At 54.5% G+C, this 12,814-nt stretch carries 8 protein-coding genes; 5 read left to right on the top strand and 3 right to left on the bottom strand.

Going from position 1 to position 12,814, the window contains the following annotated elements; genetic code table 11:
- Positions 1-236 precede the first annotated feature (236 nt).
- Both MSL71_RS11090 and MSL71_RS11085 read left to right on the top strand, forming a co-directional pair.
- Complete coding sequence (locus MSL71_RS11090; protein ID WP_180140213.1) at positions 237-1,883, top strand: alpha-keto acid decarboxylase family protein; 1,647 nt, start codon at positions 237-239, stop codon at positions 1,881-1,883.
- Between the two features lie 326 nt (positions 1,884-2,209).
- Entirely contained in the window at positions 2,210-3,454 is a 1,245-nt protein-coding gene (locus MSL71_RS11085; protein WP_180140211.1) for an APC family permease, read from the top strand.
- A 20-nt stretch (positions 3,455-3,474) separates the two neighbouring features.
- Here MSL71_RS11085 and MSL71_RS11080 read toward each other — a convergent pair whose 3' ends face one another.
- Together MSL71_RS11080 and MSL71_RS11075 are read right to left on the bottom strand one after the other, a co-directional pair.
- Positions 3,475-4,377: an ADP-ribosylglycohydrolase family protein gene (locus tag MSL71_RS11080; protein ID WP_180140209.1), complete on the bottom strand. Its 903-nt coding sequence runs from the start codon at positions 4,375-4,377 to the stop codon at positions 3,475-3,477.
- Between the two features lie 224 nt (positions 4,378-4,601).
- Positions 4,602-5,561 (bottom strand): AEC family transporter, encoded by a 960-nt coding sequence (locus tag MSL71_RS11075; RefSeq protein ID WP_180140207.1) that lies wholly within the window; start codon positions 5,559-5,561, stop codon positions 4,602-4,604.
- Positions 5,562-6,094: 533 nt separating this feature from the next.
- Between MSL71_RS11075 and MSL71_RS11070 the strand changes: the two genes are divergently transcribed.
- The 3 genes from MSL71_RS11070 to MSL71_RS11060 all read left to right on the top strand — a co-directional run bounded on the left by MSL71_RS11070 (position 6,095) and on the right by MSL71_RS11060 (position 12,523).
- Complete coding sequence (locus MSL71_RS11070; protein ID WP_180140205.1) at positions 6,095-7,411, top strand: LysM peptidoglycan-binding domain-containing protein; 1,317 nt, start codon at positions 6,095-6,097, stop codon at positions 7,409-7,411.
- Positions 7,412-7,489: 78 nt separating this feature from the next.
- Positions 7,490-8,485, top strand: a complete 996-nt coding sequence (locus MSL71_RS11065) for a hypothetical protein (RefSeq protein WP_180140203.1) — start codon at positions 7,490-7,492, stop codon at positions 8,483-8,485.
- A gap of 333 nt (positions 8,486-8,818) precedes the next feature.
- Entirely contained in the window at positions 8,819-12,523 is a 3,705-nt protein-coding gene (locus tag MSL71_RS11060; protein WP_180140201.1) for a hypothetical protein, read from the top strand.
- Between the two features lie 16 nt (positions 12,524-12,539).
- Here MSL71_RS11060 and MSL71_RS11055 read toward each other — a convergent pair whose 3' ends face one another.
- Positions 12,540-12,812 (bottom strand): hypothetical protein, encoded by a 273-nt coding sequence (locus tag MSL71_RS11055; RefSeq protein ID WP_180140199.1) that lies wholly within the window; start codon positions 12,810-12,812, stop codon positions 12,540-12,542.
- Positions 12,813-12,814: the final 2 nt, after the last annotated feature.

Here is a 12,814-nt window from a genome sequence, read left to right as displayed (position 1 = left end):
AGAAGCCCGGCCCTCCCCGGCAACTCATTTGCCAAAGGCCACATAAAATTGATATATTAGCAACGACACCTTCTCCAGCACACATCTTCAAAGACCATCACGGGCCTCTCTGCCGACGCTTCCGAGAAAATCATCCCGACACAACGCCATGCATCAACGACCTGCCCGCGCCGCCATCCCCTTTGGGCAGGGTCCATTGACGTACCCATAACCGTTTTTCATTCGAGGAGGCTACGATGACCGCATCGAAGACCATTGGCGATTATCTGATCGAACAACTCCAGGGCCACGGCGTCGACCATGTGTTCGGCATTCCCGGAGACTATGTCCTCTCGTTCTTTGATCTCATGGCCCGACACGAGTCCTTAAGCCTCATCAACACCTGCGACGAACAGGGGGCCGGATTCGCAGCCGACGCCTACGCCCGGGTACGGGGCTTAGGGGCCGTCTGCGTAACCTATTGCGTCGGGGGGCTTAAGATCGCCAACACAACGGCCCAGGCCTTTGCCGAAAAATCCCCGGTGGTGGTGATCAGCGGCGCACCGGGCGTGGAAGAGCGCCTCAACGACCCCATGCTGCACCACAAGGTCAAAGAGTTCGACACCCAGCTTCGGGTGTTTCAGGAATTTACCGTGGCAACGGCCCTCCTGGACAACCCGGACACGGCCCCTGCGGAGATCGATCGGGTGATCCACGCGGCTCTTCGCTACAAAAGGCCCGTCTACATCGAGATCCCCCGGGACATGGTGACAAAGGAGTGCCCCGCCCACCACACCCACCCCCAGGCCGAAGAGACGAGCGACCCGGAGAGCCTCAAGGAAGCCCTGGCCGAGACGGCAGAGCTCATCAACGAGGCCGAGCGCCCCGTGATCCTTGCCGGGGTGGAGATTCACCGGTTCGGGTTGCAGCCCCAGCTCCTTGGGTTCGCCCGAAAAATGGGGATCCCGGTGGCGTCCACCATCCTCGGGAAATCCGTCATCTCGGAAAAATCACCCCTGTACTTAGGCATCTACGAAGGGGCCACCGGGCGCGAGGAGGTTCGTGACTATGTCGAATCAAGCGACTGCCTGATCATCCTGGGGGCCTTCATGACCGACCTGAACCTGGGGGTTTACACAGCCGACATCGACCCGGGCCGATCCATCTATGCCATCAGCGAGAGGGTCAGCATCAAGCACCACCACTACGACGACATCCTCTTTGAAGAGTTCGTCAGCGGTCTCTACGAAACCAACATACAACCCAGAACACCAGGCACCCTGCCCCAGCCTCCGACCCCGGATCCGGTGCCTGCGGGCAACGGCAACGACCCCATCACGGCCAAGCGGCTCTTTGAAAGGCTCAACGGATTCCTGAAAAACAACACCGTGGTCATCGCCGATGTGGGAGACACCCTGTTCGGCGCCAACGACCTGCTCATCCACGAGGCAACAGAATTTTTGTCCCCCGCCTACTACGCCTCCCTGGGCTTTGCGGTTCCGGCGGCCATCGGGGCCCAGCTGGCCAACCCCCGCCACAGGCCCCTGGTCCTCACCGGCGACGGCTCCTTCCAGATGACCGGCATGGAGCTCTCCACCCTGGCCCTCTTCAAGCTCAACCCCATCATCATCGTGCTGGACAACAAAGGCTACAGCACGGAGCGCCCCATGCTGGACGGCCCCTTCAACGACATCCTGCCATGGAACTTCAGCCGCATCCCCGAGGTCCTGAGCGCGGGAAAGGGTTTTCACGTCACCACCGAAGCCCAACTGGACCGGGCCCTGGACAATGCCGAGGCCTACCAGGACGGGTTCTCCCTGATCCATGTCTCCATCGGCAGGGACGATCGCTCCCCTGCCCTCCTGCGCCTGAGCGAACGCCTGGCCCAGCGTGTGCGGAAATAAAAAAAGCAATGGGCCTCCGGCACAGTCGCCGGAGGCCCATGTGATGGCCTGCACCATTGTTTTTCGTTTTGCCCCGCCCAGCGGGCAACCTTCCCGTTGACCTTCACCCGGATTTCCTGGTAGGAAAACACCCCAACACACAAAAAGTATTCAAAAACACCCAAGCGCCAATTTTAAAGAGCCTTAAAGACATTTACTACGCATCAAAAAAACAGCTTTACGGCTTTAATACACAAGGAAATAAGGCAGGCCCCGGCAGCGCCACCAACGAAAAAAAACGAGCCGAGCCGTTGCCACGATTTATACATTCACACACGAGACGACACATGCTGCGCAAACACCTCACGGCAATCGACGGGTTTGTCCTGTACACCACCTCTGTCCTGGGCCTCGGCCTCATTGTCCTGCCCTCCATCGCGGCCAGGCTGGCCGGTCCCTGGTCCATCGCCATCTGGGTGGCTCTGGCGGGCATCTCCTACCCCATGGCGCGGGTCATGTCCGAACTGGGTCGCAGATACCCCTCGGCAAGCGGCGTCACCGAGTTCATCTCCCACGGCCTGGGAAAAGAGATAGGCCAGTTGACCGGGGTCCTCTACCTGACGGCCATCTTCGTGGGCGCCCCGGCCACCGCCCTCTTTTTCTCCGAGTACCTGACCAAACTCATGGCCCTGAGTCACTGCAGCCAGGTGCTGGTGGCGTACTGCTTTCTCGTGGCCCTCATCGGCATCAACCTGGCGGATGTGGAAATGACCATGCGGATCCAGCGTTACACGTTCCTGGGATTCCTCGGGCTGGTAACCTTAGGTATCCTCCTCTCCTTTTCCCACATCGACCCCGTGAGGTTCACAGATATCAACGGGGTGACCCCGAGCCATATCCTGGAGACCACCCTCATCTGCTTTTTCGCCTTTGTGGGATGGGAAAACGCGGCCTTTTCCGGGGAGGAGTTCCATGATCCCAACGACATGGTTAAAGCATTAGGAGCCTCCGTTGCCGTGGTGGGCGTCCTGTTCACCCTTCTCTCCGTTGCCATCGTGGGCGTGCTGCCCAGAGCCACCCTGACATCGAGCAACGCCTCCATCTCCGACCTGTTGCGCGTCTCCATCGGTGCCCATGCCGAATGCATTTCAGCCGTGGCGGCCATCACCATTATTTTCATCATGATGATCTCCTGGGTCCGAGGGGCCTCCCGCCTGGTGTTCGGCCTTGCCCGGGACGGAGTCTTTCCCTCCTGGCTCTCAGAGGTAGACCCCAGAACCCACACGCCCCGCCGCGCCCTCCTGGCCCTGGGGTGTATCTGGGGCCTGTCCCTGCTTCTCTTCTGGGTCTGCGGATTTCGGGTGGACGACTACCTCAAGCTCGCCAGCGCCAATTTTCTCACCACCTACGTCATTATCATCCTGGCGTCGTGGCGCATGCTGGTGCACGAATCCTTCAAAATCCAACTCACCCTCTCCAGCCTGGCCCTTGTCATCATCGTCATAGGAGGCTACCAGGCCCTGTGGTACCCCGCTGCCGTGGCAATCCTCTTTCTGGGGGGCCGCCGCATGATCCCGGCCCTCACCCATTGACAATGTCGTCGACCAAGGACTTACGATGGCGCCATGAGCTTAACGATATCCTGATACCGTGTCATACCGGTGACCCAGGATTCCGGTATGTCGGAAATCCCGTGACGGGCCCCCAGGACCAGCCCTGCAAGCATGCCTCGGGCCGCGGAATCGCCTCCGGCCATGACATTATCCACGAGGGCCTCTTTCAGGCTTTTTTCATGGCGGGTGATCAGGTGAACGGTGGAAGGAAGAGATGCCTCGATCTCGCACATCTGGCCAAACTCGGCGATGGCTTCGCGGGTCGGGGTCTCGCGGCTCTGAAGGCCCATGGTTACCCCCTCCCTGAGTTCGGCACCGCCCCCGGCTTCGTCCAGGGCGAGGCTTAAGGCCTCCACCGGCCCGCATCCGTCCAGCACGAGGCGGGCCACGCAGGCAAAATAGGCCGCCGCATCGGTCACGGCGGTGTTGGCGTGGGTCAGAGCTGTCTCGGCCGTGGCCAGCTGCGCCAGCTCCCCGGCCGATGCATGGTTGCCGAGCAGCAACGGAGCAATCCGAGCCGCCCCGGCCAGGTCCGTGGAGTCCGACCCAGCCCCGTCAAAGGCCGCCCCCGCATCAAGATTCCCCAAGGTCACCTGGGATGCTTTATCCAGGTAGCAGGAGCCCCCCTTCATGAGCCCCACCCAGGCAGACATGAACCCTTTGGCGTCAAATCCGCCGTTTTGGGCCACGGACTCCAGAAGCACCATCATCTGATCCCCGTAATGGGTAAATTCGCCTTTGGCCTTGCCCTTGTGAAACGACGCCAGCTCCGGGGCCAGAAGCTCTTCAACACGCCCGTATTTCCGGTCGATGACCCGGACGTTATAGATCCAGTGCACTCCCAGCGCTAAGGCATCCCCCACAAACGACGCCATCACGGCATCCCTGATGCGATCTTCCATGGTCTCCTCCTTGACGGTTTGTCGACAAAACGGCCGAGGTTACCCGGGCCCAGAATGGCCCGGCTCGGACGGGCGACGCCACACGTCGCCACACCATACCCACCGAGTATAGCAGGAGACACCACACACCACATTGATATTTTAATAAATTTACGAGAACCTCCGGCGGATTAGCCGGAGGTAAAAGGGAGGAGAGGCGGTCGTTTTCTCATGAAATATCCGGGTCAGGCAAGGCCCAAGCCAAAGCGGGACGCCAGGGCCAGGGTGGCGGGGATGGTCACGACACACAACAGGGTCGACACAAGGACGGCCGCAGAGCTTCCGTCTTCGTAGAGCCCGTAATCTTTGGCCACCAGGTAGGAAACCATGGCCGTGGGCAGCCCGGAAAGGAGAATTCCCATGATCAGCCAGTCCCCGGAGACATGGCACATGACGAGGAAAAAAGCGGCCAGCACGGGCTGGATGACCATCTTCACCACGCTCACAGACAAAAGGTCCATGGGAGAGACCGACAACCCGCTTTTGCCGATGACCATGCCCATGGCAAAAAGGGCGCACGGCACGGATGCCATGCCGAAGTCATGAAAGAACAGGGTGAGGGATTCGGGCAATCCCAGCCCGAGGCAGGACCAGAGAATCCCCCCCACAGACGCGCCGATAACAGGGGTTTTCAGCAGGGAAAAGCAGACTGTCCCCAGGGTATGCCACGAGGATCGCCCCTTGTCCGCCCGGTGAAACTCGAGCTTGCCAATGGCCAGCATCAGCACCAGGGTAGGCATCAAAGTGGCCAGGGTCACGGCGATGACCGCATGGGAGCTTCCCTCAAACAGGGACAAAAGGATAGGGAATCCGAGATAGGCTGTGTTGGGAAAGCTGGCCGCCGTGGACCGAAGGCCCCCTTCCGTAAAATGGCATTTAAAGGAGAAACAGGAGACGAGGAAGGCCACCAGGTAGGCACAGAGCATGGCAAGGGCAAACCCTTCCATGAACTGCCATTGAAAGATCTCGGCGGCCGGAGACGAGGCCAGGGAGCCGAAGATCAGGCTCGGCAGGGTAAACCTGTAAACAAAGGTGTTCAGAATGGAGGCGCTTTCTTCCGGCAGCATCCCCTTGTAACCGGCCGCAAGGCCGAACCCCATCATCGCAAACAGAGGCAACAGCGTATTGATCATCGTCGTCAGCATACCATACCTTCCCAAAAGATAATGTCTCCCGGCTTGCACGCCGGAAAACCGATAAAAAACTCACCATGGGTCGGCATCTCTGTGTGGAAACATGGGGGTGTCAACCGAAGCGATCGAAAAAAACGGTGCAAACCATAAGAGGCCGCGACGGAAAGCTCAAGTCAGTAATCGTAACCGAGTTATTAGAAAATCTAATACGTCTCACGTCATGAATCCTCGGAGTGTTGGCCGGTGCGGAGGCCACACCCCACAGAGGCTTACGTCGCGTTGTACGCCAAAGGCCCACCACACACAAAGCAAAACCTCAAATTTTCATATTCATTGACAAAACGCCACAAATCAGTCTATGTCAATTACTTAACGTGACCACAAAAGAACATATATACGCCATCGTCATCCCCACACATGAGACATAGTAAACAGGCACCGGCAAGCTGAGCCCCCATCATACATGTAGACCAAAACCGTGACGCCAGCTCCGGAACCTTCATCATAACACGCAGTTGAAAGCAGAAAAAAAATGAGGCTGAAACATGGACACTGTGGATCTGGAGCCAACTGAAGATGCATGTGACTTGATACTTACCGACGGCGTTTACGATTACCATGTTTTGGATCCCAGCGGCTCGGCGGATTCCGAGGCCGACGTCATGCGCCTTGCATCGATCCGTGAGGCGGAAGAGCTGATCCAGACATCCATGGGCTGCACAGGGGACACCCACGATATCCAGGGTTTTGTGGCAAGGCACCATCACGGCTCGGCCTGGATTTCATCGGACATGACCCTTCGCCAGCAGGCGGCGAAGCTCATCGTGGAACGGGACATCGCGGTCTACCCCAGGGCAATGACAAACACCGCCCACGGCATCACCGCCAACCATGTACCGACCGAAACACTCACCAATGCCTTCAGCATGGGAAGTAAGCTCCCTGACTATGGGAGCGCCACCATTACTTACAAAATCGTGGAAGACCGCCCCGGCGATATCCTCCCCGGGGTGCGGGTCAACGTCACCCTCACGGAAGACCGCCACAAGGAGCTGGTCTCAGCCAACGACGGCAAGGTGATCCTCAAAAACGTCAAGGGCAAGACAAGTGGCCTTGACCTGAACACATCCGGCCTCTTCGGTGCCACCCTGGACAACACCTTTGCCTACGTCGGCATGGGAACCGCCCCCATCGAAGCCGAAGCCAGTGACCCCGGCGCCACCCGGGTCCATACCCGAAAAAAGGAAAACGCCAGACAAAGCATGCGCCACATGGCCCATATCACGGAGCACAAGGTCGCTGCAGGGGAAACCTTCACGTCCATTGCCAGGGACAACAACACCACCTTTCGGGACCTTGCCTTTTTCAACTGGGGAACCTACGACAGGGAAAAGGTCCTGGCGCGCATGGCCCACGACGTGGGCTGCAAAACAACACCCCCGGACGGCCGGGACCTTCGCTTTACGGGCGACGAATCCCCCGGTATTGTCTACATCCCCACACCCCTGACCATCTCCGACCTTCCCACGAACACAGAGCACACCATCCGGGTCAAAAAAACCGGCTATGACCTGACATACATGTACAAAATCGACCTAAACGACCCGGAATTAAAAAACGACACCGTCACCCTGATCAGCGACGACAATACCTGGGAATACACCCTGCCTTTGAACGACCTCCAGGAGGTTGAAGAAGACTGGGTCCGGCTTACCTTCCCGAGCCCTCCAAAGAAGAAAAAATACTCGCTCATCCACAACCCGGGAGGCGACAAAGAGGCCTTGTTTATATTCGAAAGTCTGCCGGAGGACCATTTGCGTTACGACGTAACCAAAGTCCTGGAGTCAGATATGTTCGCCTAAAAAAACCAGTAATAGCCAGTAAAGAGAAGCAACATGTATCTCACCCCCAACATTTCCATAGAAACGCAAGGACACAACGTGAACACCAAACAGACACATTTCCGCCTACACATTGCCTCCGTATTGTTCCTCATCATCATGACCGGCCTCATGGGTTGCTCAGACTCCCCCCCCGAAGAATCCGGAGGACAGGCCCGCAACGAAAAATTCACCGTACCGGAAAAGCCAACACAAAAGACTGTGTACAAAGAAGAGATCTACGGAGACCCCGACATATTCAGCGAGCCGAGGCTTCAATTCGTGTGGCAAGCACCCACTGAGGAAAAGTATACCATCTGGAGCACGCGGCTTGACGGGTCCGACCTGCGAAGGGTTTTACCTCCTGACTTGCTTTTCGCAAAGGATGGCGTCATTTTTCACTTACCCATACGCTCACCGGACAACCGTTATCTTGCGGTTTCCTTGGACAGCAACGAGGTCATGGGGACGATCAAAATGCTTTTCGATTTGAAGGAAAAAACAGCCACAGAGTTGGGAAGGGGGGCGTATGTGCCAGACTTTCAGTGGACGTCGGACAGCCGATTCCTCTACTACTACAATGATGACGGTTTCTGGAAATACGATGTCAAATCAAAAACAAACCACGACACACCTGTCATTTATTCAAGTGGACTCTTTATTTTAAACGATGACAGGTTTGTTTCCCTTCACCACGACTATTATGAGGTCTATTCGAAAGAAAGGAAAAAACTATTCGAAAAATCTATAAATTACGGTGTTATAGCACATTCATTTCAGACTGTGGCCAACGATGGTAGCATGATATTCTGCGTCGTCGGTGGAAAAGAACAACCCTTCAGCATTATCTTTAACTTAAACAACCCTGAAAAGGTATATTATAAAGCTGCTGACACAATATACTCGAGTCCAGCGTTTGATTTATCTAACAAACGCTTATATTTCTCAAACGGATCCGTTGAGTATTTAGACATAAAAACAAAAAAAGAAACACAAGTCTTTACTCTTCCCGGTGGCACGATTGCCCATTTGTCAATGCTTAATCCTCTGAATTAACTTTTCCCCACCAAGCCAAAACATAACTCACAGTGACCAATTATGACAAATACACTTCTTGACATTAAAGGATCAAAAATTCCATTTTTGTATGTATTTTGTGGCTACGGAAGCTTGGATCGAAAAACAAAAAAAATAAATCCCACTGCGGGCAGTTACGACTTACTCCGAAACAGAATTATTTTTTCCGAAGAGACTGTTTTAACAAAAATCAACCATCCCCAACTTCCGACAAAATTCAAACGGGAAAAACGATACGTAGCCTGGTGTACCAACATCAATGGGGTTCTTCACCATATCTCGGAGGAAGGATTTGGGCAAGGACCTGGTCGCGTGGCTAAAATCGAACAATCCCGTGCCTTTCATCTTCCACCCCGGGATATCGTTCTACAAACCATGTATGCTCAAAAAGAGAAATGGGCCACATTCTTTTCGTCTTATTTCAAAATCCATTCCGACATCAAATTCACGCCCCTGCCTATTACCGCTCTTACCTACGATAGATTCAGGAAGCCGGACCCGACAAGTGATTCGCAGGACGAAAAAGCTTACACAACATGGTACAACACCATCAAAGCAAAAAACGAGACAGTCTACGGCTATCACATCATCAAAACGAAGGCCATTGTCTTCGTTTTTTCAAGTCAAAATATGATTTATTCGAAGCTAAGCGTATCAACACCAGATAATGGAAATTGGCCAATTACTGTCATAAAAGCTGAAACTGGTGTTATCTGTGCAACCCTCATCCAAAATGAAAAAATTCAACTCGATAGTGGACTTTACACCGTAAAGGTCACCTTGCCAACCGACTACAAAGGCGGCGAGTTCAGAGGCATAGCCTCCTCCAGCCCTCAGCAACAAAATTCATACGAATTCACCCAACACATCGATTTCCAGATCAAAAATGATGCTGGCGAATTCGACATTGTCTGCTGTGATCCCATCTCCGTGGAAGAGTCCATGCTGTGCTCGTTTTCATCCACCTACCCTCACCTGATCCAGGCGGTTAAAGATCGTGAGCCCTATGCCGACGTCAAGTACACGAGGAAAGGAGATGACAAGTACGCCAGCCTGCCGAGTTCCCTCAAGGTGATCGCAGACCGCATGAACTGGATGAGCAAAAAGGCGCACATGATCTTGGAATACATCGACGCCGATGGGGGATATGAACGGGGTTGGTTGCTGGGTAACATCATTTACGGCTTTATACGAAGAGATAATGTTCTCAATGAAAACGCTCGCAACTCTATTGCTCTGGCCTTTTCCACAAAAGCCACCATCAACGCCTGGAATGACTTTGCCAAAAGTATGAACACGCACATCCTCAAGGACCTTGCTGGGTATGTATGGGTGGATAAACTGGATGACGCCAACTATGCGCGCGTTTTTATGCGGGGCGCGAAACTGGACAGGATGTCAAAGGCCCTGTCCGATAGCAAGTTTGGCAAGAAAATCACCCTGTATCATGTCAATACGAAAAAATTCGTCCGATCCGTCCCGGGCCTGTCCAATATCCCCAGGGCGGTTGCCTGGCTTGAGGTGATGACAGCGGCCACGTCTGCCGTCTCCAGCGGCGCAGAAATCGACACAAAGGCACAAAACATCGAAAACTACAGGGTCCATCTCTTCAACGAAGCCAATCGGTACATCGAACGTTACGGTGAAGAGACCTTCAACCGGGAGGGAATGGCTGAAATTGAAACCTACCACCTGGCCACCATCCTTGAAAAAGCGGGCATCGACGATGCCACCATCAAACTCACCAAAAGTAGTATTGCTACGGTCCTTGCCACCGGTTGCGCCATTCCCGGGCCCACCCAGCCGGCCTGCATGCTCATCGCCTTTTTTATGGGCGGATACACCCTCGTAAAAACAGGCATTCAGCTCATCGACTCCGCCATCTGCAAGTCAAGGTATCAGGACTATAAAGACAACAAGAAGATGCTGGGCATGCTGGCCAATATCGGGGAGGAGAACAGAAACTTCATGCGTGCCCTGGACATAAACGACGGTGGCCAGCGCCTTGTTCTCCAGGTCTGTATCCGCTATGAGGCCGTTTCCGGATTGGTGAGACTCATCACCCGGGCTGGGCTGACTGCGGAAGCCACCAAATACCGCTACACCGACATCATCAAAGAGTACCGTATCGATGATTATATCAGGCGCTATCTCCTGAAGGATAAGTGGGTAATCAACAAGGATGGTTTCAACCCGGTGGGACTTGACGAGGACTGGTATTATGAAAACGACCTCAACGAAAACGACCTTGCCAACAGCGACTCCGATTCAAAGCATAAATTTGAGTGGGGCAACAACACCAAGGAATCAATGTTCAGCTCCAACAATGTCACTGCTGATTTCCAGAAGATTTATCCTGTGCATGTGACGCATTCCGATAGTTACCGTGCCCTGTCGGAGCATTTCAAAACGATTTTTCCGGACATCCACCACAACTGCATTGAGCATTCGGCCATTTACTACCGCGATTGCGGCATGACCGATGAAGAAGCGGACGAAAAGGGACTCCCTGATAAAGGGTGGACTCCCATCCATACGAGAGGGGAAGAGCCCATCACCCCCCTTAACCAGATCAGGGTACTCATCATCCTTAAGACCGATACCCCTGAAGGCATCTATCCCGCCTCCATAAGGGTTGTTCGAACGGACGGTCTCTTCAATGTCAAGGGACCTAAGTACAAACGATTCATCCATGACATTGAATCGTCCCTTCTGGACTCGGAGAAGCCAACATGGTCCGAGGCCGTGGTAAACGGAAAGACAGTGAAACATCGGGGCTGTGTCTTCTACCCCTTTTACCACCTCACAAAGGAGAAAATCTTCGGCTTGAAGCCCCTGGCATTTGACATACTCGATGCCGATTTCAAGTACCGTCTCGGCTCATTCAGCAAGATGCGATACGCTGTCTATGCAACTGTGGGCACGGGAAACTCCGGGTGTATGCTGGATGTGGGAAAAATCGAAGCTGGCCGGAGCGTCAAAAGCGGCGAAACGGAGATCCCGGTTGCCATTGACGTCGAAAAGCCAAAAGTGGAATTAATCAAGATAGTCAGAAATGGACTATCTACGGAAAAGAGTGACCGCACGCAAAACAAAGAAAAAATGGAAAAAATGCTCGACAACGGCTTTTTGGCCCTGAGATCATCACAGTTCGAATACCCCGAGCTCTTTGAGACAGATCCGGTGGAATCACTCACCACGCCATTCAAGGGCGCGGGCCCTTTTTACATCCGGACGGCAGATCATGGTCCCTACACCCGGTGCGAGCCCGGGCCGTTCATCGTGCCGGGCGGACCGTCGTGCTGGGATACCCCGGTCGAAATCATCATAATCGTCTGGTGCAGGACGGACCACACCAATTTCGAGAGGTACGAAGAGCTTAACCTACCATACAATGCCCTGCCCATCACCGCGCGGCTGGTCAACCGTGAGGGGATTCTGGACACCGACGGCCCCCTGGTGCGCACCACCTTGAACCACCTGGGCTCCATGGACAAGCCGGAAGATCCCGAAGGCAGCGCCACCTTCACTAAGAAAATCGACACCGGCCACCACCCCAAGTTGGCGCCACTTGTCTCGACATGGGAATCCTCGCACTCCGCGCGCAAGGACCTTGCTATGCAGATCGGATTTTCCGCGACGGAAATCGAATGGATACCATCCGTCACCTATTCCCCTGGGCGCTACGAGATTTTTGCCGCCCATTTCTCCATGAACTATGATGTGGCCGACGAACGAAACGTTTCGGGCATCCGGCCCTTTTGCAAGCACCTCATCGGCAAAAACCGCATTGTCTATCCCGAGTACTACACCTATGCATTCACAGACATCACGATGCCGAATCGAATCGGCCTCGATGTCTCCCGCGTGGAGGGAAATAAATTAAACACAACCAGCACGGAGTATCAATTCCACTTCCAGGCCCCCACCGACTATTCAGCCGTGGAGAAATGGAAAGGCATCGCGTCCATCGACTCATGGGTCGGGAATATCCCGAGTAGCATTGATGCACGATAACCCGTCCCCCTGTCGTTCAGCCAAACGCAAAACAAAGCACTGCTGCCAGGTTAAAAATCACATGGATGATCAGGAATATCACCAGATAGGCGAAAAACACGCCGGGAGTGGCGTCCCCGGTGTTTGATCGATCTGTTGCCATATCCCAGGTGAACCAGCCTATGGATGCGGCGTGGAGTACGGGCACAAGCCCATAGAGCCAGTGGGAGTGAAGAATGAGTTGAGCCGTCAGCGAGATGGTAAGAACAAGTGGCGCGGCTATGATCAGAAGGATCAGGAAGGAGTCCATGG

This window comes from Desulfoluna butyratoxydans (assembly GCF_900699765.1).
Lineage (GTDB): Bacteria > Desulfobacterota > Desulfobacteria > Desulfobacterales > Desulfolunaceae > Desulfoluna > Desulfoluna butyratoxydans.
The sequence above is the reverse complement of the archived record's forward strand: the minus strand, read 5'-3'. Positions and strand labels throughout refer to the sequence as shown.

Coding starts and splice junctions, on each gene's coding strand:
- MSL71_RS11075 (WP_180140207.1), bottom strand. CDS start 5,561: ATGCTGACGACGATGATCAATACGCTGTTGCCTCTGTTTGCGATGATG.
- MSL71_RS11080 (WP_180140209.1), bottom strand. CDS start 4,377: ATGGAAGATCGCATCAGGGATGCCGTGATGGCGTCGTTTGTGGGGGAT.
- MSL71_RS11070 (WP_180140205.1), top strand. CDS start 6,095: ATGGACACTGTGGATCTGGAGCCAACTGAAGATGCATGTGACTTGATA.
- MSL71_RS11085 (WP_180140211.1), top strand. CDS start 2,210: ATGCTGCGCAAACACCTCACGGCAATCGACGGGTTTGTCCTGTACACC.
- MSL71_RS11090 (WP_180140213.1), top strand. CDS start 237: ATGACCGCATCGAAGACCATTGGCGATTATCTGATCGAACAACTCCAG.
- MSL71_RS11055 (WP_180140199.1), bottom strand. CDS start 12,812: ATGGACTCCTTCCTGATCCTTCTGATCATAGCCGCGCCACTTGTTCTT.